The 25274-nt window shown below is 69.6% G+C and carries 24 protein-coding genes; 13 read left to right on the top strand and 11 right to left on the bottom strand.

The annotated features are described in order from the left end of the window. Window positions 1-101 precede the first annotated feature (101 nt). Entirely contained in the window at window positions 102-878 is a 777-nt protein-coding gene (locus NO978_RS01355; RefSeq protein ID WP_257297713.1) for an SDR family NAD(P)-dependent oxidoreductase, read from the top strand. 18 nt (window positions 879-896) lie between these two features. On the opposite strand, the gene NO978_RS01350 is transcribed toward NO978_RS01355, so the two are convergent. Next, window positions 897-1949 (bottom strand): M48 family metalloprotease, encoded by a 1053-nt coding sequence (locus NO978_RS01350; RefSeq protein ID WP_257297712.1) that lies wholly within the window; start codon window positions 1947-1949, stop codon window positions 897-899. A 132-nt stretch (window positions 1950-2081) separates the two neighbouring features. Between NO978_RS01350 and NO978_RS19870 the strand changes: the two genes are divergently transcribed. Genes NO978_RS19870 through NO978_RS01330 form a run of 4 tightly spaced genes read left to right on the top strand, consistent with a single transcriptional unit; the run spans window position 2082 to window position 6785 of the window. Then, window positions 2082-3197 carry a DUF4129 domain-containing protein gene (locus tag NO978_RS19870; protein ID WP_257297711.1) on the top strand — a complete coding sequence of 372 codons (1116 nt, stop codon included), beginning with the start codon at window positions 2082-2084 and terminating at the stop codon, window positions 3195-3197. Then, the gene (locus NO978_RS01340; RefSeq protein ID WP_257297710.1) at window positions 3194-3847 is read left to right on the top strand and encodes a hypothetical protein; all 654 of its coding nucleotides are present in this window, start codon (window positions 3194-3196) and stop codon (window positions 3845-3847) included. Before NO978_RS19870 ends, NO978_RS01340 begins: the two co-directional genes overlap by 4 nt. After that, window positions 3844-5184: a DUF58 domain-containing protein gene (locus NO978_RS01335; protein ID WP_257297709.1), complete on the top strand. Its 1341-nt coding sequence runs from the start codon at window positions 3844-3846 to the stop codon at window positions 5182-5184. The genes NO978_RS01340 and NO978_RS01335 overlap by 4 nt, the downstream gene beginning before the upstream one ends. Further along, on the top strand, window positions 5181-6785 hold the full coding sequence (locus NO978_RS01330; RefSeq protein WP_257297708.1) for a hypothetical protein: 1605 nt from the start codon (window positions 5181-5183) through the stop codon (window positions 6783-6785). The genes NO978_RS01335 and NO978_RS01330 overlap by 4 nt, the downstream gene beginning before the upstream one ends. Here NO978_RS01330 and NO978_RS01325 read toward each other — a convergent pair whose 3' ends face one another. Genes NO978_RS01325 through NO978_RS01305 form a run of 5 tightly spaced genes read right to left on the bottom strand, consistent with a single transcriptional unit; the run spans window position 6786 to window position 10615 of the window. Further along, a complete protein-coding gene (locus NO978_RS01325) occupies window positions 6786-8369 on the bottom strand; it encodes a succinic semialdehyde dehydrogenase (protein WP_257297707.1) in 1584 nt (527 codons plus the stop codon). It lies immediately after the preceding gene. Window positions 8370-8422: 53 nt separating this feature from the next. Continuing rightward, a complete protein-coding gene (locus NO978_RS01320; protein WP_257297706.1) occupies window positions 8423-8890 on the bottom strand; it encodes a pyridoxamine 5'-phosphate oxidase family protein in 468 nt (155 codons plus the stop codon). After that, on the bottom strand, window positions 8890-9324 hold the full coding sequence (locus NO978_RS01315; protein ID WP_257297705.1) for a universal stress protein: 435 nt from the start codon (window positions 9322-9324) through the stop codon (window positions 8890-8892). The genes NO978_RS01320 and NO978_RS01315 overlap by 1 nt, the downstream gene beginning before the upstream one ends. A gap of 58 nt (window positions 9325-9382) precedes the next feature. Beyond that, window positions 9383-9709, bottom strand: a complete 327-nt coding sequence (locus NO978_RS01310; RefSeq protein WP_257297704.1) for a putative quinol monooxygenase — start codon at window positions 9707-9709, stop codon at window positions 9383-9385. A gap of 54 nt (window positions 9710-9763) precedes the next feature. Continuing rightward, window positions 9764-10615: an MBL fold metallo-hydrolase gene (locus tag NO978_RS01305; RefSeq protein ID WP_257297703.1), complete on the bottom strand. Its 852-nt coding sequence runs from the start codon at window positions 10613-10615 to the stop codon at window positions 9764-9766. A 101-nt stretch (window positions 10616-10716) separates the two neighbouring features. On the opposite strand from NO978_RS01305, the gene NO978_RS01300 reads away from it, so the two are divergent. After that, the gene (locus NO978_RS01300; protein ID WP_257297702.1) at window positions 10717-11574 is read left to right on the top strand and encodes a hypothetical protein; all 858 of its coding nucleotides are present in this window, start codon (window positions 10717-10719) and stop codon (window positions 11572-11574) included. An 84-nt stretch (window positions 11575-11658) separates the two neighbouring features. Here the strand turns inward: NO978_RS01300 and NO978_RS01295 are convergent, their stop codons facing one another. The 5 genes from NO978_RS01295 to NO978_RS01275 form a co-directional block, all read right to left on the bottom strand. Continuing rightward, a complete protein-coding gene (locus NO978_RS01295; protein WP_257297701.1) occupies window positions 11659-11913 on the bottom strand; it encodes an MTH865 family protein in 255 nt (84 codons plus the stop codon). A 284-nt stretch (window positions 11914-12197) separates the two neighbouring features. Next, window positions 12198-12518 carry a hypothetical protein gene (locus tag NO978_RS01290; RefSeq protein WP_257297700.1) on the bottom strand — a complete coding sequence of 107 codons (321 nt, stop codon included), beginning with the start codon at window positions 12516-12518 and terminating at the stop codon, window positions 12198-12200. Window positions 12519-13364: 846 nt separating this feature from the next. Beyond that, on the bottom strand, window positions 13365-14180 hold the full coding sequence (locus NO978_RS01285) for a MarR family transcriptional regulator (protein ID WP_257297699.1): 816 nt from the start codon (window positions 14178-14180) through the stop codon (window positions 13365-13367). 88 nt (window positions 14181-14268) lie between these two features. Beyond that, entirely contained in the window at window positions 14269-15108 is an 840-nt protein-coding gene (locus NO978_RS01280) for an alpha/beta fold hydrolase (RefSeq protein WP_257297698.1), read from the bottom strand. Between the two features lie 52 nt (window positions 15109-15160). Beyond that, window positions 15161-16189, bottom strand: a complete 1029-nt coding sequence (locus NO978_RS01275; protein WP_257297697.1) for a hypothetical protein — start codon at window positions 16187-16189, stop codon at window positions 15161-15163. A gap of 103 nt (window positions 16190-16292) precedes the next feature. Here NO978_RS01275 and NO978_RS01270 point away from each other — a divergent pair, with 103 nt between their 5' ends. The 7 genes from NO978_RS01270 to NO978_RS01240 all read left to right on the top strand — a co-directional run bounded on the left by NO978_RS01270 (window position 16293) and on the right by NO978_RS01240 (window position 25274). Next, window positions 16293-17066, top strand: coding sequence for an MOSC domain-containing protein (locus tag NO978_RS01270; RefSeq protein ID WP_257297696.1), 774 nt, complete (start codon window positions 16293-16295; stop codon window positions 17064-17066). 33 nt (window positions 17067-17099) lie between these two features. Further along, the gene (locus tag NO978_RS01265; protein ID WP_257297695.1) at window positions 17100-17771 is read left to right on the top strand and encodes a cob(I)yrinic acid a,c-diamide adenosyltransferase; all 672 of its coding nucleotides are present in this window, start codon (window positions 17100-17102) and stop codon (window positions 17769-17771) included. 72 nt (window positions 17772-17843) lie between these two features. After that, a complete protein-coding gene (locus NO978_RS01260; RefSeq protein WP_257297694.1) occupies window positions 17844-18962 on the top strand; it encodes a hypothetical protein in 1119 nt (372 codons plus the stop codon). A 21-nt stretch (window positions 18963-18983) separates the two neighbouring features. Further along, complete coding sequence (locus NO978_RS01255; protein ID WP_257297693.1) at window positions 18984-20024, top strand: hypothetical protein; 1041 nt, start codon at window positions 18984-18986, stop codon at window positions 20022-20024. Between the two features lie 12 nt (window positions 20025-20036). Beyond that, entirely contained in the window at window positions 20037-20684 is a 648-nt protein-coding gene (locus NO978_RS01250; protein WP_257297692.1) for a hypothetical protein, read from the top strand. A gap of 82 nt (window positions 20685-20766) precedes the next feature. After that, window positions 20767-22431, top strand: coding sequence for an ATP-binding protein (locus tag NO978_RS01245; RefSeq protein WP_257297691.1), 1665 nt, complete (start codon window positions 20767-20769; stop codon window positions 22429-22431). Further along, window positions 22428-25274 (top strand): PQQ-binding-like beta-propeller repeat protein, encoded by a 2847-nt coding sequence (locus NO978_RS01240; protein WP_257297690.1) that lies wholly within the window; start codon window positions 22428-22430, stop codon window positions 25272-25274. The genes NO978_RS01245 and NO978_RS01240 overlap by 4 nt, the downstream gene beginning before the upstream one ends.

Genomic DNA, 25274 nt, shown 5'->3' with positions numbered 1-25274 from the left:
TTCCATCACCCCCGATACCTGCCGGGGACTGGAACGGTCAGTACCGGAATAGCGCACGTCCGATGCGAACAACTAACAATCCCGGGTCCGTTTCCGCGCCTATGGACCTCGGACTCGACGACAGGACAGCACTGGTGACGGGCGGGGCAGGCCGTCTCGGCAGCGAGGACGCACGACATCTCGCAGCAGAGGGGGCCGAAGTCGTCGTCCTCGACGTTGACACCGACGGGGCGGAGCGCGTCGTCGACGAGATCGAGGCGGACGGCGGCGACGCGATGGCGGTCACCTGCGACCTGACCGACCGCGAGGACGTGCGCGAGACCGTCGAAACGGTGCGCGAGGCGACGGGCGGCGTCGACATCCTCGTGAACAACGCCGGGTTCGTGGACGCCGTCTCGCGGACCGGGGAGTTCGACGACGAGCTCTGGGACCGCGACATCGAGTTGAACCTCACCGGGGCGTACAACATCACGAAGGAGATCTTCCCCGGGATGCGCGAGCGGGGCTGGGGGCGTGTCATCACGATGGCGTCCATCGCGGGCACCCACGGGAGCTTCGGCCAGCTGTCGTACTCGACGACGAAGTCGGGGCTGGTCGGCTTCGGGAAGACGCTCGCGCTGGAGGGCGCGACCGACGGCGTCACCTCGAACGTGCTCGCGCCGAGCATCGTCGTCAAGGAGCTGGCGGAGATGGACCCGGAGACGCTGGAGCAGTTCCAGCCGTCGTTCGAGCGGCTGCGCCAGGCGACGCCGATGAAGGAGCTGGGCCGCGAAGACGACGTGGCCCCGATGGTCTGCTACCTCGCCAGCGAGCAGGCCCGCTACATGACCGGGCAGGTCATCGGCATCACGGGCGGTGCGGACCTGCTGTCGACGTAGACCCGCGGCGGACCGTTCTCAGAACTGCTCGCGCTCTAGCTGCTGGAGGCGTTCGATGCGCTGTTCGGTCGCGGGGTGCGAGCGTGTCTCCACGGTGAAGTTGCCTTCTTCAGCGGGTTCGTCGTCGGTCGAGAAGCCGTGGGGGAGGAAACAGAGGCCGGCGACGCCCGCGTACTCGCGTCGCTTGTCGGCGGTCGGGGTCTCGACGGACTGGTCGAGCTTCCTGAGCGCGGTCGCCATGGCGGTCGGCTGGCCGGCGAGGAGAGCCCCCGAGTGGTCGGCGACGTACTCGCGGTACGTCGAGAGGTGCTGGCTCAGGCCGAGGACGACGGCACCCGCGATACCGAGGAAGATGCCCCCGAGGACGACGGTGACCAGCAGCGTGAACACGAACGAGACGGTGTAGCCGAGCGTGAACGGGGTCGCATCGATGAACGGCGCGCTCAGGACGTAGGCCAGCACGACCAGCCCGGTCCAGACCGCGGTGCTCGTCGCGCGGGACCCGAACGGACTGAAGTCGTCGCTGATGAGCGCGGGGACGAACGAGGCGAGCGTGAGCACGAGCGCGTCGCGGTTCCGGAGGTGTGTGAGCTCGTGGGCGAGCACGGCGTCGAGTTCGTCCTCGTCGAGCGCGTCGAGCAGGCCGGTGCTCACCACGACGGTGCCGTCCGTGATGCCGCCGACGGCGAAGCTGTTGGGGACGTCGGTCTGTGCGACGGCGAGCGAGGGCGTGGCCATGTCCGCGCCGACGGCGAGGCGCTGGACTCGGCCCTGCACCTCCGGGTACGACGCACCGGATTCGAGGGGGGCGTCGACCTCGTCGAGCAGCTCCCGGCGGCTGTACCGGAGCTGTGCCCAGCCGAACGCGAGCGCGACCGGGATGACGACGACACCACCCCATACGAGGGGCGAGGTTCCGGAGAGCCCGACGGCGTCCGCGACCGCGACCTGGAGCGGCGCGAGCCAGGGACCGACCAGATAGGCGGCGGCTGCGACGAGGACCACGTCGACGACGAGTATCGCCACGAGAGCGAGGAGGATACGCCACGTGAGGGCGGTGTCGCGTTCCATTAGTCCCAGTTCGTTTCTGAAGAAACAAAAACATTCGTGGATTGATGTGAGACGATGCGAAACCTTATTTCACCTCTCTTGCGGACGATTGAATGGCAATATATTTAAACGCTTAGACATATTCCTGTCCGTGTGGGATACGACCTGAGTCGCGCGGTCCTCGTCGTGGTCTCCGTCCTGACGGTCCTCCTCGCGGCGTCGCTGTTCCCGGCGTCGGGGTACGGCACGTACCCCGGCACCGTCGGGGACGGCGTCGCAGGCCCGTCGGACTCGGACGCGCCGGCTGGCCCAGACGGCCCGGCCGGGACGGTCGAGAACCCGGACACCGCCACGAGGACCGCGCAGGAACCGACGGCGACCGAGACCACCGTCGGCACGGACTCGTCCGGGGAGTCCACCGATTCACAGACGGCGGACCCGACCGCGACCACCGAACAGCAGGACGGCGGCGGGGCCACCGAGCCTGACCGCGGTGACGGGTTCCCGATCTTCAGCTTCCTCCTGCAGCTGCTCGTGCTGCTCCTCGGTGGCGTCGTCGTCGTGGCGGTGCTCGCGGTCGTCGGCGACGTTCAACGGCAGCAGACGGGCGATTTCGACGGGTACGTCGTCGATCTCCCGATGCTACCGACGTTCCGCGTGCGGGCCTCGTTCCTCGCGATTCCGCAGGGGACGATGTCCGTTCTCGTCGGACTGACGGCGTCGGCACCGCAGGTGCTCGACGGCCTCGGCCGGACTGTCGGCGGCCTGTTCGCCGGCCTCGACGACCTCGCGTCCGGCGTGGGGACGGCGCTCGTCGCCGTCCCGACAGCGATGGGGAAAGGCCTCGTCGCGATACCACGGGGAATCGGGAGCGGGCTCGGCTCGCTCTCGCTCGGCCTCTCCTCGCTGACAGCCGGGATGTCGGCCCGCGACTGGCTCTCTGGGGGCGGCGACAAACCGGACGACCCGCGCGACGCTGCGCGGACCGACACCGACGACGGAGAACCCGTGGACCAGGGCCCGGTGAGCATCGACGAGGCCTGGCAGACGATGGTCGAATACGTGCCGCTCCGCCGCGACGAATCGAAGACCCCCGCGGAGGTCGCCCGGGCTGCCGTGGACGAGGGCCTCCCGCAGTCGGCTGTCGAACGGCTGACGGCCGTGTTCCGCGACGTCCGGTACGGACGCTACCCGCGGAGCGACGAACGCAAGCGCACGGCACGCGAGGCGCTCGCCGAGATTCGGGAGCGCCTGGAGGGAGACGGATGACGCCGCGCATCCTCGACTGGCTCGGTCTCTCGGTCCGGCAGCTTCTGACGGCCATCGGGAGCGCGTCGCTGCTCGGCGCGCTCGTGCTCGCGTTCCTCCCGGTGCCGCTCACGTCGCTTCGTGGCCCCGTCACGGCGCTCGCCAACGGGACCACCATCGCGTTGCTCGGCCTCGCCGCGGCCGTCCTCGGCGTCGTCCGCATCGTCCAGGGACGGGACGACCCCAGCCCCGAGCCGCCATCGCTCGGGACGCCGGAGGCGGCGAACTACGACTCGGTCGGCGAGACCGGGCACGACCTCGACGAGACCATCGAGAGCGTCGACGGCACGCTCCGCGAACCCGGGCCGACGGAGTGGTGGGAAGCTCGCGAGCGCAACAACGTCGAGGACGAGATACGGGCGGCCGCCGTCAGCGTGCTCGCCCGCAACCACGACTGCAGCCCCGAGGAAGCCGCGGCGATGCTCGAGGCGGGCACCTGGACGACCGACCCCCGTGCACGCAGCTTCCTCGGTGGCGCTGACGCACCCGAACCACCCCTCAAGATGCAGTTCTACGACTGGCTCTCCGGCGAAGCGTACGACCGCCACGTCGAACACACGGTCGACGAGATAGCTGCGCGAGCCGACCTCACGGAGGTCGAGACGGAATGAGACGGCGGGATACCGGCCGGTGGAACATCGGCTTGACCGTCGCCCTCGTCACCGGGACGCTGGGTCTGCTGGCCCAGAACACGGTCGTGTTCAGCGCGGCCGCTATCGGCCTCGGCTACGCGGTGTACGGCTACGCGAGCCGGCCACCGACGCTCGACCTGGACGTCGACCGGTCGCTCTCGGACACGTCGCCCATGCCCGGCGACGAGGTCGAGGTGACGGTCACCGTCCGGAACGCCGCGGACGAGCCCCTGGCCGACCTGCGACTCGTCGACGGCGTCCCCACGACGCTGGGGGTCGTCGAGGGGTCACCGCGGTTCATGACGGGGCTCCAGCCCGACGAGACCGAGTCGTTCACCTACTCGGTGAAGGTCCGCCGTGGCGTCCACGCGTTCGGCGAGCCGACAGTCGTCGCGCGCAACGTCAGCGGTGGCGTCGAGGTCACCGAGACGCTCCCGGTCGAGAGCCGGCTGTCGTGTAACGCGCCGGTCGACGACATGCACCTCGCCGACCAGACCATCCCGTACCCGGGTCGCGTCGAGACGGACTCGACCGGGTCGGGCATCGAGTTCCACTCCATCCGGCAGTACCACCACTCGGACCCGATGAACCGCATCGACTGGCGGGAGTTCGCCCGCAGCGGCGACCTTCGGACCATCGAGTTCCGCACCGACCAGGCGGCGACCATCGTCGTCGTGGTCGACACGCGACGGGCTGCGCGCGTATCACGCCGCCCCGAGGAGCCCGACGGCGTCGAGCTCGGTACCTACGCCGCCGGGCGCATCGCCGGCCACCTGCTCGACGCCGGCAACCGTGTCGGGCTGGCCCAGTACGGCAGCTCGCTCGGCTACCTGCGGCCCGGCACCGGGGACGGACAGGCGGCCCGCATCCGGAACAACCTGGACGTACAGTCCGCGACTTCTATCCCGGTTCGCGGGACGGGAACCGCGACGAACGCCGATTCTGCGGACTCCGCCGACCCCGACCCGTCGCCGGGTGACGCCGACGGCGGCGGACTGGCCGCCACGGACGGGGGCTGGCGGGTGGACTGGCTCCGCCGTCGCGTCCCCAACGGCGCGCAGGTGGTGTTCGTCTCGCCGCTGCTCGACGACGCCCCGCTCGACCTGCTGAAACGACTTCGGGCGTCGGGCCACGCACTCAGGGTCGTCTCGCCGGACGTCACCTCGACGGAGACGCCGGGGAGCGTCGTCGAGGCCATCAAGCGCCAGGGCCGCGTCTCCCAGCTCCGGAGCCGGACGACCGACGTCATCGAGTGGTCGCCGGACGAGCCGCTGTACGCCGCCATCGAGCGCGCGACGCGGAGGTGGCAGCGATGACGCCCTACGAGTTCGACGACGAGCCGGCCCGGTTCAGCAGCCGACTCGCGCTTGCCGTCGCGGCCGTCGCGGCACTCCTGCTCGGACTCGGCACCGGCCCTGGGCTGCTCGGGCAGACCCCCGAGCTGCTGCTCGGGCTGCTCGGTGCCGGGGCGCTCGTTCGCGGCGCGACCGGCGTCACGGAGGACGAGAGCCGGCAGCGGGCCGTCGGGAGCGTCTGGTTCGTCTTCGGCGTCCTCGGCGTCCTCGGCGCCATCGTGGCGTACAAGCCGTCGCTCGCGGCGGCAGCCGTGACGACGTTCGGCACGCTCTCCCTGGTGTTGCTCGGGCTCTCGGTCACCGTCGGCATCGACGAGGGACTCGTCCGGTCGCTCGGTGGCACGCTCTCGCGGTCGCTGGTGGTCGTCGTGGCCGGGACAGTCCTGCTGGCCGGGATTCACGTGGCGCTGTTCCGGTCGGTCGCGGTCGTGACCGTCGCGAGCTACGGTGCCCTCGTCGGAGCTGGCCCACTCGTCAGCTTCCTCGTGCTCCAGGTCGAGGTGCTCGTCCTCGTCGTCCTCGTAGAGCGCGCACTCGCTGTCGTCGACGCGTGGGTCCCCCGTCGTCGGTTCGACCGCCGGGAGACCGCGCTTCGCGAACTCGGGGTGCGTGCCGGCGACGTGCCGAAGGGCGTCTACGTCCTGCTCGGGCTCCAGTTCGTGCTGGCGACCACCGGGACTGGTCGGGCGCTGTTCACCCGCCTGCTGGCACAGACCGGTCCCTTCGGGACGGTCGTGCGATGGTTCCTCCAGTCGTGGGTGCCACACGCGCTGCTCGGCACGGGTATCCTGCTGTTCGGGAGCGTCGTCGTCGCCCGGCTCTGCCAGCTGGTGGTCGTCAACTGGATCGGCCGGGAACCGCCGAAGACGCTGGGCTACGCCGCGGGCGGTGTCGTCGTCTCCGTGCTCGTGGGCGTCCTGACGGCGCTGCCGCCGGTCGCCTGGCTCGTCGAGTGGCCCGTCACCGATGGGTCGACGCTCGACGTCGCCTTCGCCACCTACGGAATGGGAACGACGTTCCTCGCGCTCGTCGTCGCGGCCCTGTGTGCGGTCCTCGTCTCGCTCCCCGTGTTCATGTTCCTGGTGTGGGACGAGTCGACCGCCTCGGCCGAGAACGGCTCGACCGCCGGCGCGGGGCTGTTGCTTCTCAGCGCCATCGCCGCCGGGTTCGGGGACGCCCCGGCACCCGTCGTGTTCGTCGGCGTGGCCGCCGCGCTGGCGACGTGGGACCTCTCGGTGAACGCGTCCCTGGTCGGTCGCGAGGTCGGCCGCGATGCCGAGACCCGCCGCGGTGAGGTCATCCACGCGGCGGGCGTGCTCGCGGTCGGTGCTGTCGCCGTCCTCGTCACGCTGCTCGGCGTCGAGTTCATCGGCGCTGCCGCACTCGTCGTCGACGTGCCCAGGTGGCGTGCTGTCGGCGCACTGGCGCTGTTGCTCCTCGCGCTCGTCTGCTTCGCCGCGCTCGCGTCGGGCGACGACGAGGAGAGCGACGGTGACGACAGTAGCGAGCCGGAACAGCGCGTCGACCGCGACCCCTGGTTCACCCAGTTCGACGACCTCTGACTACCGGAGGAACGGCACCTTCCGCCAGAGTCGGAGCGACGTACTGAGGGCGCGGGCGTACAGCTCGGATTCGATGCCGATGGGCGGCACGACCGGGTAGTTCCTCGCCGCGATCGTCTGTGACTCCGTGTACCGCATGAGTCCCTCTCTCCCGTGGCGACGGCCGAGCCCCGAGTCCTTCCGGCCGCCCATCGGCGCGTCGACGGCTGCCCAGGTCTCCAGGTAGCCGCCGTTGATGGTGACGGTACCGCAGTCGATCTCGCGAGCGACAGCCCGCCCTCGGTCGCGGTTCGTCGTCCAGACGCTCGCGTTCAGGCCGTAGTCGGTGTCGTTGGTGCGGTCGATGGCTTCGCCCTCGCCGGCGACGGGTGCGACGCTCACGACCGGACCGAACGTCTCCTCACAGGCGGCCCGGGCGTCGTCCGGTAGACCGGTCACCACGGTCGGTTCGAAGAAGTACGGGCCGATGTCGGGGCGATGGTCGCCGCCGACGTGGACCGTCGCGCCGCGCTCGCGGGCGTCGGCGACGTGTTCCGTGACGGTCTCGAGTTGGTCGCCGGAGGCGAGCGACCCCACGTCGACGCCGTACTCGTAGCTCGCGCCGAGCGAGAGGTCGGAGACGGCGGCGACGAACCGCGAGAGGAACTCGTCGTACAGCGACTCGTCGACGAAGACGCGCTCCGTGCCGATACAGAGCTGCCCGGCGTTGGTGAAACAGGCACCGATGGCACCCTCGACGGCCTCGTCGAGGTCCGCATCGTCGAGCACGAGGACGGAGTTCTTCCCGCCGAGTTCGAGCGAGCAGTCGACGAGGTTCCGGCCAGCGGCGGCGGCGACCTCGCGTCCGGCCGCCGTCGAGCCGGTGAAGCTGACGTAGTCCACGTTGTCGACCAGTGAGGGGCCGAGCTCCGCACCGTCGCCCGTGACGACCTGGACGAGGTCGTGCGGCAGCCCCGCTTCGCGAAGGAGTTCGACGAGTGCCAGCGCGGTGTACGGGGTCGTCTCCGCGGGCTTGAGGACGACAGCGTTCCCCGCCAGCAGCGCGGGGAGCGCGTCGGAGATGGCGAGCGTGATGGGGTAGTTCCACGGCGCGATGATACCGACGACCCCGACGGGATGGTGGACGACCTCGGCCTTCGAGGAGAGGAACGGCACCGCGGCGTCGCGTCGCTCCGTCGCAAGCATCTCGGGAGCGCGGTAGCCGTAGTACCGGCTCGTCATCGCCACGTCGAGCACCTCCTCGAAGGCGTGGGCGCGGGACTTGCCGCTCTCGACCTGTGCGAGGTCGAGCAGCTCGTCCTGCCGGTCGAGCACGATGTCGTGCAGTCGCTTCACGACGGCGGCGCGCTCCTCGGGGGCGCGGTCTGCCCATCGCTCTTGGGCCGCGGCGGCTCGCTCGACGGCGTACTCGACGTCCGCGGGCTCGCACTCGGTCACGGTCGCCGCGGTCTCGCCGGTGAACGTCTCGGTGACTGCACGGCGGTCACGCCCGCCGTCGGCCGTCGTAACGAGTCCCTCGAGCCGTTCGAACCGGTCGCGGCTCAGCGTCGACGGGAGTGCGTCGTCAGCCAGCAGGTCGGTCATGCCCGATGCTACGGGATGGGGGTGTAAAACCGTGTCCGAGGCTGCAGCCGACGTTACTGCTCGGCGGGCGCGTCCGACGGCATCCGGTCGGAGTAGTCCCAGGTGTACGCCTTCGTCACGTCGAGCTCGATGCGGACCTCCTCCCGGTCGGGGTCGAGCAACGACTGTGCGAGGCCGGAGTCGGTGCCGCCGAGGTAGCGGTCGAGCAGCCGGCGCAGCAGTGCCTTCTCGTCGTCCGGCGTGATTGTCGCGATGCCCTGCCCGCGGATACCGCGATACGGCGGCCGGTTCGTCGATATCTCGAAGGCGACGGTGTCGTCCTCGCGGAGGTAGCGGACGATGTCGGCCGAGGCGGCGGTAGCGCAGGCCAGCTGGCCCGTGTCCGGGTCGTACTCGAACCAGAGCGAGAGCATCCAGAGCCCGCCCTTCGGGGTGCGACACGCCAGCCTGACCGGGATGCGGGCGTCGTCGAGGAACGCGGTCACGTCCTCGTGGCTCCACGCCCCGCTCAGTGGGAACATCAGCGGACGACCGTCACGGGGCAGTGCGCACGCCGGACGACCGCCTCGGCGACGCTACCGAGGAGGATGCGGCTGACGCCGGTGCGACCGTGGCTCCCGATGAGTATCTGGTCGATGTCGTGCTCGTCGGCGTACTCGTTGATGGCGCGAGCGGGCCGACCGACGACGACGTCGGTCTCCAGTTCGGTGTCGTACTCGTCTGCTAGCTTCTGGGCCTGCGCGAGCAGGTCCTCGGCCACCTCCTCCTCCTGCTCGTACCACTCCTCCCAGTAGCCGGGCAGCCCGCCGTCGAAGGGCGCGCTGTAGCCCGCTTCCATGAGGTCGATGACGTTCAGGACGACGATCTCGACGTCGGGGTGGGTCGCCAGCGCGTGCTCCAGCGCCGACCGTGCCTGTTCGGACTCGTCGAAGGGGACCAGGATTCTGTCGACCATACCTGAACCGACACCCGTCAGGCGCTTAAAACGTCCCCCGACTTTCCGTCGGTGGGAATCAGTCGAGGTCGTCGACGCCGAAGCTGGCGCTGAGCACCTCGTCGTCGACCCGCAGCTGTGTCGTCTCCATCTCGCCGTCGACGAACGCGGGGAGGCGGTCGGTGAATCGCTCGTAGTGCCCGGTCTCGGTGTGGGTCTCCAGCGCCGCGACGTCCTCGTAGCGCTCGACGAACCGGACGACGTTCGGGTCGACGACGTCGGTCGTTGCGTGGTAGGCGACGACGCCGGGCTCTGCGCGGGACTGCTCGGCGAGCTCCGCGACCAGTTCGAGGGCTTCGGTGCGACGTGCCGGGTCGATCGGGATGCTGGTCAGGACGACGTACATCGGCCGGACCGACGAACGGAGTCACAAAGTCGGTTGGGCTGGCGTGGGTAGCCTTCACAGGGTCTGCAACACGCCGGCCACGTCACGTTCGATGGTCGGCGAGGACCACTCGTTCGACAGGGCGGCGACGATGGCGTCGCGGTCCTCGTGTGCCGCCGCGGTCTCCTCGACCGCGGCGACCCACTCTGGCAGCAACTCGGCGTACGCGGCGAGCGCGTCGTCGGGGTCGTCGCGGGCGCCGTAGTGCCCGTAGCAGAGCGTTTCGACGTCGAGCTCGCGCAGCCGCGCCACCGTCTCGAGGCTCAGTTCGAGGTCGAAGTCCGGTGCGGGCGTCGTCGGGAGCAGCTCGCCGAACAGGCTCATGCCGGCGGCGTCCCCGGCAAACAGCGCGCCGGTCCGGCCGTCGAGGATGGCCACCTGATGGGGTGCGTGCCCCGGTGCGGACACGAGTTCGAGCGAGCGGTCCCCGCAGTCGACCGTCTCGCCGCCAGAGACGACGCGGCAGCGCTCGCGGTCGACGAGTTCTGGCCGGCCGTAGCCCGTCGCGATCTCGTCGCCGACGGCGGCGCGGGCGCTCTCGTACAGTCGGTCGCGCTTCGCGGCGTCGACGAGGTAGTCGACCCCGCGCTCGTGGACGACGACCGTCGCGTTCGGGCAGTGCTCGGCCAGCGCGCCTGTCGCCCCGGCGTGGTCGAGGTGGACGTGCGTCGGGAGGATGTGTGCGACCTCGGCTGGGTCGACGCCGGCCGCCTCCATGTCGTCGATGACGTGTTCGATACCGGCGGCGGGGCCCGGGTCGACGACGACCGGCTCGGCGGCGTCGACGACGTAGGGCGACATCGCGTCCGGGATGCCCATCATCCGAGCGTCGAGGGCGTACGTGTCGCGGGCGACCTGCGTGACCATGGGCGTCGTTCGGGTGGGGAGGGCAAAAGTCGGTCGTCGACGTGGTGGCCTGGCGGGGGCGACAGAAGACATATGCCCGTGAACGCGGGACCCGCTCTTGCATGCGACGCAGAGCCCTCCTCTCCACGACTGGCGCGATGCTCGCCGGACTCGCCGGCTGTCTGTCCGGCGACGAGCCGACAGACGGAACGGACACGACGAACGGCACCGACACACCGAGCGACCCGACGGACACGTCCCAGCCCGCGGAATCGCCGGCCGAGGTGTCCCTGCTGTCGTACCAGCCCGCCGTCGTCCAGCTGGCGACGGACTCCATCCACGTCAACGACGACGACGGTGGGTACCTGTTCCTCTCGGTCGACGCGTCCGCAGCCGACGAGCCGGCCGGACGGGACGAGTTCACCTTCGTTCACGGCGACGAGGCGTACTCTCCGGTCGAACCCGGAAAGAGCCAGCTCTGGCGGCAGTACCACGAGGACGACAGCTACGGCGACGGCAACGAGAGCGGCTGGCTGCTGTTCGAACTCCCGGAAGTCGTGACCGGCGACGACGTCCGCGTCGGCTGGCCCGGCGGCGAGTGGCGGCCGGGCGAGCCGTTGCGAAGCAGACTCGCCGCCGAGTATCCGGAGCTGTCGATGTCGTTCACCGTCCCCGAGAAGGTCCCCCAGGGGGACCATCCGACGGTCACCCTCACAGTCCAGAACGAGGGCGACGTGGACGCCCGGTTCGTCGCCGGCCTGAACCGGGTCGGCCCGCGGATCGCCTACACCCCGGTCACCGACGCGTCGTTCGTCGTCCCCGCGGGTGCGTCGGAGACGTGGGACCACACCGGCGGCTTCGATACGACCCCGCTGGGGGACGACGAGCTCGGCGACGGCCTGCACGACGTGACCTACCACCTGGATTCGATACTCGGCCAGGAGAGCCGACAGGTCAGATACGTCGCGAGCGACGACTGACGGCGCGCTTCACTCGTCGCAGTCGAACGCGCAGACACCGTCGCTGTTGACCGGTGGCGTCGAAAGAAGTGAGTAGCGGGGCGGTCAGTCGAGGTGACCGGCGTCTTCGAGGTTCTCCATGACGTCGTCGACGAACGACTCCACGTCGTCGTACGGGAAGTCGCCGCCGGGGAGCTTCGTCTGGAGCTCCATCGCGGTCATGGAGAAGTCACCGGACTCGAAGCGGGTGCCCGGGCCGTCCGGGAGCGCCGGCACGAGGTCCATCGGGCTGGAGATTGGGTAGTCAGCGCCACCGAAGGCGTCGATCATCTGCTCGCGAAGGTCATCTGCATCTGCCATAGGCACCCGTTCGAACGGATAAATAATAAATCATGGGGTAGTTGGTTCCTGATCGCCCCTGATTCGGTCCTCCCTCGTCTTCGCGTGGACCGGACTTGACCCTGCTGGTGAGTCGGACACGGGCGTCAGAATTGCCCGCAGAAGCACGACTGCGGTGGGATGACGGAGACGGCCACGTCGGTGTGGCCGCACGCTACCGTCGGAGGGCCGTCGTCGGCGGGGACGGCGTCGGCAGTCGCGGTGGGGACCGCGGGAGGCGCACGCAGCGGAGCGTCGTGGGCGCGTTACGCCGTTGCTGCGGTCCTGTTCGCGAGCGCGACCTCGTGGACGGCTTCGATGCCGGTGCCGTCCTCGAGGTCGGCCCGAACGGTGCTGTCGTCGGTGCCCTGCGAGTGAAGCGTGACGGTCGCACGGACGTCGACGACGATCGCGTTGAGGTTCGGCGTGATGCCGGTGATCTCCGCGACGTCGACGTCGGCCAGCGCGTCGATCCGTGCGACGACGGTCGCTGCGCCGGCGAGCAGGTCGCCGGACGCGCCGTCGGGGACGCGGACGCGCAGGTGGACTGTCGCTTCTGTCTCTCGGCCGAGACTGGTCTGGGCCATACTCCCTCGCCGCGAGTCGAACGCGGCCGCCGACGCGAGGTCGGTGGGCGCCGTCCGCGAGGGTGCGAGGCCCGTGTGGCGTGCGTGCGAGCCGTGGCAGGTTGGCCTGCGGTGACTCACGGGAGTGCCAGTCCGTCGGACTGACACCCCGATCTCCAGCGATGCCTCTCTGCGACGAGGCGAGTGCCCCGGCAGCGAACATCGTGCCCCCGTTGGGGCGAGCCGCCCGCGAGGAGTCGAACCCCACCGACCGCGGTGGCCGGCTCCGGCGGCAACGAACCGCACGGGCGAGCGTGGTCGACGGTAGCGTCCGTCACACCGAGTGTGCGAGCGGACGCTGCAGTCGATGCTCGGTTCGTGTGTCGGCGCTGCGGTCGAGGTGGAGACGCGACCCCGCCGGTCAGTCAGGATGGAACCAGTTCGGTTCGGAGAACCCGACTGCCGGCGCGAGCGGCGGTGCCTAGGAGCCGTAGGGAGCGGCAGAAACACCGCCGGGCCGCGTCAACACCGTCACGCGGCGCCGGCAGAGACGAACCGAACGGCGGGATACCCCTTCGGGTTACGAATCCCGCTCGGTTCACCATCCCCAGCGCCGCGCTGGCAGCCGGCAGGGGAGGAACCCTCCACGCCGGACGGGACGGCCTCGCCAGTGACCACGGTGGCGGACGCCGAGATGGTAAGCATCGAGCGGGTCATCGTCAGTGGGTACCCCGTACCCGGTCGAGAGTCGGGATTGAGGTGTCAGATTGTGGAATGAACTGATACTTAAAATTACCGGTATGAGTGGCAGTGCGTAGACATCATCTGTTGAATACGCCACAGTAATCTTCTCGGGAGGAGTCCTCCTCAGAGGTCGGCCGCGTCGACGACCTCGTAGCCGATGTTCCCGTCGCGGAGTCTGTCGGTGTGCCGCGAGAGCTCGTCCGTGACGACCACCAGCAGCACGGTCAGGCCTTTCGTTGCCGCCTCCGTGACGGCCTCGGCGGAACCGAAGCGGATGTCGGGTTCGAGGTCGGCTTCGGTACAGGCGACCAGTGACTCCGTTCCGGAGACCGCCAACAGGTCGTGTGTCCCGGCGTGGTCCGCGAGGCCGGCCGGTGCCACCGTTGACGAACCGTTCTTCGCGACCCGCGGGACCGAGACGACCGTGACGGTCCCGAGCTCGTAGTCGAGCACACCCTCGAAGTCGGTCACGCCCACGTCCTGGCCGGGGGCTGCGCTCGTGACTGCGACAGCCGTCGCGCTGCCGTCGCCGTCGGTCGATGCCCGCATGACGCCGTCGCGCATCGACATCGTCACCGTCTGTCCCTCCTCGATGGGGTCGTCCGCGATTGCGGTCTCCGCGTCCACCTGTCCGATGACCTCCTCGGAGACGTGGGTGACGTACTCGCGGAGGTCCTCGGTACGCGAGATGAGCCAGTCCACACCCTCCTTCGTCACCTCGTAGCGGCCACGGCCGAGCTTGCGGACGTAGTCCCGTTCGACGAGGTCTTGGAGGTAGTCGCTGACTGCCTGTGCCGTGACACCGATCTCGTCCGCGATCTCCTGCTGGCTGACCGCCGGCTGCCGCTCTGCGATCTCCGAGAGAATCTGGTAGCGCGTCGCGTTGCGCTTGCTCTGGAGGACGCTCTGCTCCTCCTCCGGGTCGGCGTCGGGGGCCATTGTCGGAGCTTGGGCTGTCGATGACAAGTAGCTTTGCACTAACGGCCACCTGGGTTGGGTTACTGTCGCCGGGACCGCCGCGAGCGGTTCAGGTGTCCACCGCGGCACAGAACTCGGTCAGGAGCTCGACCATCCGTTCGGGCGCCTCCCGCGGCGGCCAGTGCGCACAGCTCTCCAGTACGGTCAGCTCGGCGTTCGGCGCCCGTGCCGCTGCCTGCTCGGCCAGCTCCACGGGGACGACCTCGTCGTGTCGTCCGTGGACGAACAGCGTCGGGACGTCGAGCTCGCCGAGCCGGGGCGCGAAGTTCGTCACGTAGCCGTCCCGCGTCATCTCGTGCTTCCTGAAGTTCCGGAACGCGACGCAGGCGCTGGGCTTCCGGGCGTACTCCCAGACCGTGTCGACGCACTCCTCGGACAGGCTGTCGGTGTCGTCGACGATACCGCCCAGGCTCGCCTTCGTGAACCCGCGGCTCCGTCGGAACAGCGCGACCGCGATGCGGTTGAGCACTGGAAGTCGCGAGAGCGCGTACGAGAGAGTCCCGCGCGGGAGCTCCGTCCCGAGGCCGAAACAGCTCGTCGGGACGAGCCTGCGGACGTCCACGTCGGTGTCGAGTGCGAGGCCGAGCGCTACCGCGCCACCGAGCGAGAGCCCACACACCGACGGCTCTTCGATGTCCAGCGCGTCGCAGAACCCTGCCATCGTCCGGACGTGCCGGTCGATGGTGTAGTCGACGTCGGGCACGTCGCTGTCGCCGTAGCCGAGCATGTCCGGCGCGTAGACGGTGAACTGTTCCGAGAGGGGGTCGATGACCTCGCCCCACGAGACCGGGCCAGCGTCGATGATGCCGCCGTGTAGTAGCACTAGCGGTGGTCCCTCGCCCGCTGCCTCGTACCTGATGTCGTGGCCGTCGACCGCGACCGTCGCCATGCCCGGGGTTCACACCCGGAGCGTATAAACGTCCGGCGGCGACTGCGGAGGCTCAGTCCGCGACCCCGACGAGCCAGTCCTCACTGTCGAAGAACGCCCGGGCGTGACGCGACTGGAGTGCGTCGACGAACGCAGCCTCTGCCGGTTCGAGCCGTCCCCACGCCACCAGTCGCTGGGCGTACGTGGTCGGATACGGGGCATCCCTGGGCCCCACGGTCCGTCCATCCACGACGAGAGGCAGCGTCCACTCGGGGTCCGTCCCACCGGCCGGCAGGTCCGTTATCGCGTCCCGGCGGTCCCGGACCGCGTCGAGCCGGTGTTCGGGGCGGCTGAGCCGGCGGTCCAGCGAGAGCTCGACGCCGCCGAAGAACCCTCGACGTATCTGCCGGCTCGGCGTCACGTCGGCGCCGGTGAGCACGTAGATGTCGCGGTCCGGCCCACCGACGGCACGCCAGTTTCCGACCTCGCCAGCGTAGATCGACCGGACCTCGTCCGGTGTGAGTGGCCCGAGCCCGTCTTCCAGCAGTGCCGGGCTCACCGCGAAGCAGCTTCCATGCCGGGCGACGACGCCTGGCTCGTACTGGGAGGGAGCCTCGCCGCGGAAGAGCTCGTCCAGTGATTCCGAGCCGACCCCCGCGAGGTCGATGCGACCGGCAACCAGGTCCCGCGAGGCGGGCTCCTCCGCAACCGGGGCAGCGGCGACACGGACCGGTGGTCGCCCCGAGTCACCCGTCGGCGCCAGCCCGCGATGTGACGCGAAGTAGTCCGCGAGCCGCGCGTCGGTGTCGATGTCGTGGTCTCCGGGCGTCCAGTAGCCCGGCGTTCCCGGTACGGGATTCCGGTTCCAGACGCCCGCGAGGTCGCGGACGACCCGGTAGAGCGAGCCGTCTGCGTGCACCACGAGGAGGTCGTCCTCGGCGCGCCGTGCCGTGGTGTCAGTCGAACGTGTCGTCTGCCGGGTAGTGTCCGGCCGGTCGCCGTCGTCGCTGCGGCTGCTGGAGCACCCCGCGAGCGAACCGAGAACGCCGGTCACGGCGGCCAGTGCGCCACGGCGAGTCGTCGAGAGTTGGCGGGAGGGCATCGTGTAGCCCATCGTTCACGAGGACCGTAAACGGTGCCCTCATCCTCGGGCATCACTGGTACGAACCGGAACCGTTGATGCCCCTTGCTCCCAACCAACCCGCATGCCGACCGTCACGAGTCTCCGCGTCTACCCCGTCAAGTCACTCGACCCGCTGGAACTCGACGCCGTCGACGTCAACGCCGGCGCGCTCCGGCACGACCGCGAGTTCGCCATCGTCGACGGCGACCGCGAGTTCGTCAACGGCAAGCGCGAGCCCGCCCTCCACCGGCTCGCCTCCGACTACGACCCCGAGCGCCGCGAGTTCTCCGTCCGCGAGCGCGGCGACGACGAGTGGGCGACGTTCAGCATGGACGCCGAGCGCGGCGAGCTGAACGCGTGGCTGAGCGAGTTCCTCGACTACCCGGTCAGCGTCGTCCGCGACGCCTCGGGCGGGATGCCGGACGACACCGAGGCCGACGGCCCGACGGTCATCGCACGCGAGACGGCAGCGGAGATCGCAGGCTGGTACGACGGCATCGACACCGAGGAGATGCTCCGCCGACTGCGCCCGAACGTCGTCGTCGAGGCGGACGAACCGTTCTGGGAGGACCGGCTGTACGCCGACCGGGACTCGGTGCAGAGCTTCTCCGTGGGCGACGTCGGGGTCGAGGGCGTCCAGCCCTGCCAGCGCTGTGTCGTCCCGACGCGGAACCCCGACACCGGCGCGGAAACGCCCGGCTTTCGGGAGCTGTTCGTGGAACGGCGCGAGGCGACGCTGCCCGACTGGGCGAACCGGGACTGGTTCGACCACTTCTTCCGGGTGATGGTGAACACGCGGATTCCCGAGGCGAGCTGGGGGAAGACGGTTCGAGTCGGCGACGCCGTCGACCTGTGAGGTTCAAGTACGGAAGCGCCGTAGTCCACCACGATGACCGACAGCGAACACGGCGGCGAGCGGGACGTTGCGGGACCGGTATCGACAGCTATCGAGCCGTCCGCTCCCGAAGAGTTCGGCCTCGTCCAGGGGTTCTGGGGCGACGGGAAGGGGAAGACGACGGCGGCGCTCGGGATGGCGTTCCGGGCCGCGGGCCACGGCTACCGCGTCCACGTGCTCCAGTTCATGAAGGGCGGCGCGGACAGCGTCGAGGATATCCGCGGCGAGTACAACGCCATCGACGCGATGCCGGGTATCTCCTACGAGAACACCGGCCACTACGGCTGGCACGGCTTCATGGACGGCTCTGAGGACGACGAGCACGCGGCCCAGGCAGCCGGCGGGCTGGCCCGGACCCGGGAGATACTGGCGGGCTGCGAGGCGGCCGACCTGACGGCCCCGCTCGCTCTCGACGGCGACCCGACCGACGGCGTCCACATGCTCGTCCTCGACGAGGTGTGTTACGCGGCGAATCGCGGGCTGCTCGACGTGGACGAGGTGGTGGCGCTCGTGGAGGACAGGCCCGACGACCTCGAGCTGGTGTTGACCGGCGGGCACGAGCGGCCGGACTGGCTGGACGGCGTGGCCGACCTCGTCACGAACGTCCGGAAGGAGCGCCACCCCATCGAGGCCGGCCAGCGCGCACGGAAGGGCACCGAGTTCTGAGCGCCTCGGCTCGTGCGCGTGCGGGGGCACACGGCCCGAAGTATTTTGTCTCGGATAGATATAGACGTGTGTATGTCACTGCTGCCGGTCGACACCGACGCCCTCGAAGACATATGTCGGTCCGTTGCGATGTCCAACTACGGGTTTCTCTACGTGACGGACAAGCGGGGGAAGATACAGAAGCGGTACGAGAGCGCGGACACCGGCACGCTCAACGCGAGCAACCTGTCCACGTCGGACCTCAAGAAGGCACTCCGTGATCTGACGGAGGACGAATTCTCCGACCTGGAGCAGATCCGCGACGGCGTCTACTACGTCGACACGTTCAGCGTGGGGAGCTCCGACGCCGTGACCAACGAACTGACGAGCGTGTTCAGCCAACGAATCGTTATCACGTCGGAGACCCTCCGGTCGCGGTTCGACCTGGCGATCGACGACGTGGACTACTTCGCCAGCGAGCTGGAATCCCGGGACCTCGTGGCGCGTATCACGGCGGGGGAGCGCGACTACTACACCATCGGGCCACGGCTCAAAGAGCAGGCCGGCAACGTCGGGCTGGACTCCCAGCTCGAACGCAAGGCCGCTCGGGGGAAGATAAGCCACAGCGACCTGGAGAAGGTCATCGACGTGGCGGCGACGACCGACGTCATCCGCTATCTCGAACAGGAGGGGTTCATCGTGGACCTCGACGGCGAGTACCTCGTCAAGAGCGCGCTCGACGAGTTCGCACGGTACGTCGCGAGCGAGGTCGAGGACGAGGTCGAAACACACTTCCAGGACTCGCAGTACCTGGTTCCTACCGCGGAGTTCCCGGGCGTCGTCCGCTCCGAGATAGAGGCCCGGTTCGAGGTGCTGTCGCAGGCCCACGGGATGCAGGACGAGATCGTCGATGCGACACGAGACGCACTCGCCGACCGGCTCGACCTCGAAGTCGGGCGCGAGATGGTCGTCATGCGTGACGATTTCGACGCGTACGTCGATGGAGAGGCACGGCGTGTGCTGACGGACGTGAAAACGGAGCGCGACGTGCTGCCGGCGTCGCCGACGGAGTTCGAGGAGGCGGCGACGGAACACGTCGAGGAGATGCAGGTGAGCAACGACCCGGCGGTCAACCGGTACGTCCGCGAGGCCGTCGAGGAACGCTACGCCGATGTCGTCGCGGAGCAGGAGTTCGGAGGCGTCGACACGTAACCAGCAGTCAGATTTCAGACAATGCCACGCAAATACACGTTCGAGACCACGACCGTCGATGGCATCGACTACGTCATCGCAAACCCGGTGAACGAGACCGACGAGATGGTGCGCCTGGAGGCGGACTGGACCAACGGCGACGACGTCGAGGGCGAGTGGGAGCGCGCCGTACGGGCAATCATCAAGGGCGACCTCCTCGGCGAGATGAACCTGGAGGAGGGCAACGGGCGGATCGACCGCCAGACCGCTATCGAGACGCTCGCGGCGGCCGAGGACGACCACGGCAAGGTTGTCTCCAGCGAACGACAGGCCGACGCGCTGCTCGAGTACTTCGAGGACCAGGAGATCCTCCGGTTCGACGGCAACGACGTCGTGCTGCTCCAGGACCCGCGCGACGACGAACTATCCGGGCGGGCCGCACTGAACTGGGCCGCCGGCATCGAGGCTTGCGTCGACAAGATCGACGAGACGAAAGACCGCGTCAAGCGGGCCCGGGACAAGCTTGAGGACAAGATGGATGAGATCGACACCGGGTCGAACCGCATCGACGAGCGCATCCAGGAGACCGCACAGGAGCTGAAGGCGCTGGGCGACGGCCCGGGCGTGCCGGACGACCCGTCGCAGCTGGACGAGAGCGAGCGGACCCGGTACCAGCAGCTCAAACGCCAGTTCATCTACCACAAGCAGATGAAGGAGGTCGACAAGGAGAACCTGCTCGAGACGGTCGAGGAAGGGACCTCCGAGCTCGCCCACCAGATATCGATGCTGAACTCCGCGAAGGAGGCGCTGGTGACGAAAGAACAGGAGATTCGGGTCGTCGCCGTCCAGAAGCGGGAGTTCCCCAACGATGCGACGAACATCGTCGAGAACATGGGGACGCTGGCGACGAAGCTCGGCGGCGTCGGCGACATCGACGAGAAGATCGACCAGACCTCGGCGACGGACCTCGCGTCGATGGTGGATGACACCGTCGGCGACGTGCAAGAGGCCGCCGAAAGTGCACAGCAGACGGCCGACGAGGAGGTCGAGACGGACGCGGACGCGGTCAACTTCGAGGTGTGAGGAGGGCGACTCGTGTCGGCCACGTCGACCGTGCTCCGAGCTGAATCGTTCTTCGGTACGCTCAGACGGGTGGACGAGCGGCTGGAGACGTTGCTGGGGGTCCCGACCTACGACGACGTGTCGGTGTACCGGACCGCGGACGAGGCGACGGACGCGCTGGCCGAGCTGGGCGAGGCGTTCGTCGCCGCAGCGCCGTTCCCCTCGCAGGTGGAGCGGACGGGCGACGACCTCGACGGTGCGCTGACGAGGGTGCTCGAGACGCGCTACGCCGACGCGGCGTCGACGGGGGACGACTCCGTCGAGGCACTCGTCGACGCAGGGCGGCTGGAGCACCACGCGGGCGAGCTGGTCGTCCCGCTCTCGCACAGCGGCCCGGCAGCCCGGAACTGGGAACCGACGCTCGCGGTGCTGCGGGCGGTGACCGAAGACCTGCACGAACGGGCGGAGACGCTGGCACGACGCAGCCGGGCGGTGGACGCACCCGACGCTCGGGTCGCCTGCGAGAGCCTGTACCGAATGCTCGCGTCGCTGCGGGACGTGCTCGTCCGGGCGAGTTCGGGCGTGGCGTTCGTGGGTCGCCGGATGGACCGACAGAACGACCGGCCGCTCTCCTTCGCGGAGTGGGCCGGCGGGCGACTGAACGGAGGAGACAATGCTTAATCTGACGCCGATACTGCGACAAGATCAGCCGACCTCACACGTAAAGATAGGCGAATCGAAGCTCGGTAACGCGAGCGACGTGGTGGAGATTCGCCACAAGAACCGGTCCGCACATTTCCTCGTGAAGCCGGTCGACGACGGCCCGCTCGCGGGCGAGACTATCGGGAACAAGGTGCGGATGCACCGGAACGTCGCGGAGCTGTTCGGCGGCATCGACTCCTCGCGGGACTTCCGGGTCGACCCGAACGCCTCGGTCCACGACGTGGTCGAGTGCGACGCGGTGAAGATCCACGCCGGCGGCAACGACCCGGAGAAGCTGGAGTCGTTCCTGCGCTCGACGAACTACCTCCTGCATCCCTTCGAGGAGGTCGTCAAGCAGGGTGACAGCCTCGCCACGTTCACCGCGGCGAAGGTCGAGCCGGCGGGCTACACTACGGTCCGGGTGACCGACGACACCGACATCGAGTTCATCGGGGCGGGAGAGCTGCGCGAGCTGAAGGCGACGGAGTCACCGCGCTCGTCCGCAGGCGGTGGTCCCACCCACGGTAGCGGCCCGGCGGGCGGCCAGCAGGTCGCTGAGGACGAGGCCGTCGAGGTGAACCTCGAACCGAAGAAGCCGACCGTCTCCTTCGAGGAGGACGTGGCCGGACTGCCGGCGGTCAAGCAGACGGCCCGGATGCTGCTCGCGCTGTTCGACGCCGAGACGCGCAACGAGGTCGAACGTCGGTACGGACAGGCCTTTGCCTCCCGTGGCAGTTCGATGCTGCTGTACGGCCCGCCGGGCTGTGGGAAGACGCTCGTCTCGGAGGCCATCGCGCACGAGGCGATGTACAACACGAGCATCGAGGACAACTACGGGCCGGTGAAGTTCCTCGAAGTTCGGGGCTCCGACATCCTCTCGAAGTACTCGGGCGAGTCCGAGAAGCGCGTCTCGGCGGTGTTCGAGAAGGCCCACGGCATCGCACAGGAGGGCTTTTGCGTACTCTTCTTCGACGAGGTGGAGACGCTGATCCCGGACCGCGGGGACGACTCGCTCCAGCGTCACGAGCGCTCGCTGACGAACGCCTTCCTCCAGGAGATGAACGAGGTCGAGGACAACCTGCTCGTCATCGGCGCGACGAACATGCCCTTCACCATCGACCCGGCGGCGACCCGGCGGTTCCCCATCCAGCAGTTCATCCCGCAGCCGGACGAGACGGTGATGGCGGAGGTCTGGCGCAAGCAGCTCGACTCGCTCTCGACGGCCGACGAGATCGACTACGAGCGCCTCGGGGATGCGTCGGTCGGCTACACGCCGGCCGAGGTCGCCGACCGCATCCTCGGCAGCGAGTTCCAGCGCGAGCTGGTCGAGAGCGTCATCGACGGCGACCCCATCGTCCCCGACACCGACTACCTGCTCGAGAAGCTCGCGGCCTCGGAGCCCAAGACGGTCCGGCAGTACGTCGCCAGCGTTCGCGAGAAGACCGACGACCTGGAGGGCTACCCGGAGATGCAGCGCTACGTCGAGGCCCAGGCCGAGCGGCTGGGAATGCGCCTCGGCACCGAGCCGACTGCGCTCGAATCCCTCCTCGGTGCGGGCGACGACGGGACCGGCGGCAGTGACGCCCCCGGCAGCGACGACGGGTCGGCGGGCGACGGCGGCCCGAGCGGTGACGCCGCGACGGACGGCGGTGCCGGCGACACGGCGGCTGACGGGCCGGCCGACGACGGAGCGACGGCCGACGACGCTGGAGGCGATGCAGCGTGAGCGGCTACGCCGAAGTCGCGGCGTTCGAGCTGCCGTCGGTCACGGCCAGCGACGGCGGTGTCGACGACGTCGCCCTCGTCGGCGACGGTGACCTGACCTACGTCAGGGGCACCGACCGGACAACACTCGGCGTCGACGCCGAGCCGGTCGACGTGGCGCTGGGCGAACGCGTCTACGTGCTGGCCGCCGACGCGCTGCTCGCACTCTCGCCGGGCGGCCGCGGCTCCCGCGTCTGGTCGCTCGACCTCGCGGCCGAGGGCGTCGAGGGCGTCGCCGCAGTCCCGGAGGCGGACGTGGTCTGCGTGCTCACGGAACGGAACCTCGTCGGCGTGGACGGCGAGAGCGGCTCCCGCCGGTGGACGGTCGACAGACCGTACGCGGACGTGGCCGGTGACGTGTCGTTCGTCGCCGCCGACGGCCGGTTCCTGCTCGGTGCGTGGTCGTTCGTCACCGGGGTCGACGCCGAGGGGGAGCAGGTGTTCGACGCGGACCTCGGCAGCGCGCTCACGGGCGTCGGCGGCACCGGTGGCACCGTCGTCGCCGCGCTGAAGTCCGACCAGCTCGTGGGCGTTGACCCCGAGTCCGGAACGGTCGACTGGCGCACGGAGATACGTCCGACACAGGTCACGCCACGGGGCGACGAGACGCTGCTCGTGCGGACCGCCGACGGCCTGCTCGCGGTACAGCCCGACGGGACCTACGAGTCGGTCGACGGCCTGCCGGCGGGCTCGGTGTACCCGGCCCGGAACGGCGACCTCGTCTGTGTCTACCGCGAGGACACGCTGTCGGTCCATCGCCGGAGCGCGGACGTTGACGCGGTGACCGCGACTCTCCCGGTCGACGCGATCGGACCGGGCGAGCCGCTCGTCGTCGAACTGACGAACGAGGCCGAGACGGCGGGGAGCACGACGGTGACCATCGCGGTCGAGGGAGCGTCGACGGCTCGCCGGAGCACGACGGCCGACCTGCCGGCGGGCGGCAGCGCGACGGCGGAGTTCGAAGTGACCGACATCGACGACGTGGAGACCGCCGAGGTCCGTGTCTCCGCCGACGGCGTCGAGCTGGCGAGCGAGTCGATAGCCATCGACCGGCCGGAGCCGCCCGAGAAGTCCATCGCGGCCGAGCTGACAGTCGACCGCGTCGAGGGCGCGACGGTCCACGCGACGCTGTTCGTCCACAACGAGGGCGAGGTACTCCAGGAGCTCCGCGTCCGCGAGGACGATCTCCACGTCGGCGCGGTCGCCCCGGGAGAGACGAGCCGCGTCGAGCTGACCGAGCGGTACACCCCCGGGGAGTCCGTCGAACGGACCGTCGTGGACGACACCGGGGCGACGGTCGCGACCGCGTCCACGAGCGCGACCGACGGCTCGGTGACGGTGTCGGTCGAGCCGACGGTCGAGGGGTCGTTCCTGTTCGTGGACGTGACCGTGGAGAACCCGACCGAGACGAAGGTCGCGGACTCGGTCGTCCTGCTGGGCATCGGAGACGCCGGCCCGGTCGAACGCGTTGTCGACGCCGCTCCGGGGGCGACGTGGACGCTGTCCGTCGCTCTCCCGGGGGCCGTCGCGGCCGGGCTCGACGGGAACGTGCTCCGGGGTCGACTCGACGGCGCTGGCGTCGAGGACACCCACGACCTCTCGCTCGACAGCAGTTTCGCGGCAGGGGCCGCCCCCGGTGCCCGCGACCAGCGAGCGGGTGCCTCGGCGGGGACGGACCGCGGGCAGCCTGCCGGCGGGCGAAGCGGCCAGGGCCGACAGCCCCACGACGGTCGACAGGCGGACTGGGGCGACACGGCTGGGGCCAGCGCTTCACCGGCCGTGTCGCTCCGCCGCGCCGTGGCCGACGACGAGCCGGCCGCGACGGAGGCGTTCCTGGAGTACCTCGCTGTCGAGGTCGAGGGCCAGATCGACGACCTCACGCTCGCGGCCGACGGCGAGCAGTTCCGGCTCGGCTCTTTCGACCGGGGCGAGGAGCGCCGCTATCAGCGGGCCCACGCGCTCGCTCGCCGCGGCCGGAGCCAGCTCTCCCCCGTCGCCGCGACGGCGGGCGGCAGTCACCTCGCGGAGACCGGCGCGATGGACGTCGACGTACGCGACGGCCCGCTCGCGGTCCGTGCGAGCGTGGACGCGAGCGGGCCGACGGTCCGTGTCCGCGGCACCGTCGAGAACGGCACCGACGACTACCTCTCCGTCGAAGGAGTCGACGTGACGTGGGTCGGGGCCTGGGACATCGACCCCCACGGCGAGGGGGTCGCACCCGGCGAGACGGTCCGCTGGTCGGGGAGCGTTCCGGCACCCGAGACGGAGCTCGCCGACACCGACGAGGTGGTGCCGCTCACCATCGAGTACGGGGGCGACAGGCGGTTCCAGTCGCTCGCGACCGTCGAACGTGACGCCGGGACCGGAACCGCCGTCGCGAACCGGCTCGACCCCGGTATCGGTCGCGAGACCCACGTCGCCGACACCTACAGCAAGGTCGTCTGCAACCTGCGGAACGCCTCCGAGGAGCCGATCCAGGAGCTCCAGCTCGCGGCAACCGGCGAGCGACTGAACGAGATGATCTACGTCGAGGAGACCATCCAGGAGCTCCAGCCCGGGGAGACGGTCGAGCACTACGTCGACGTGAAACCCGCCGAGAGCGACCGCGAGCTGGCGGTCGACCTGCTGGTCACCTGCGAGGGGGAGACGGACCGGCTCGCACTCGACGGGCCGGTCGCGGCCACGCCGGAGCAGTGGGAACGGTCGCATCTGGAGGGGTGGACGGCGACCTGGGAGGGCGACGAGCCGGCCGAGGAGCTGTCCGTGCCCGCCCACATCTCGACGCCGTTCGAACAGACAGACTGA

It is taken from the genome of Haloarchaeobius sp. FL176, assembly GCF_024609245.1.
Taxonomy (GTDB): domain Archaea; phylum Halobacteriota; class Halobacteria; order Halobacteriales; family Natrialbaceae; genus Haloarchaeobius.
This window is presented reverse-complemented; position numbering and strand designations above follow the sequence as displayed.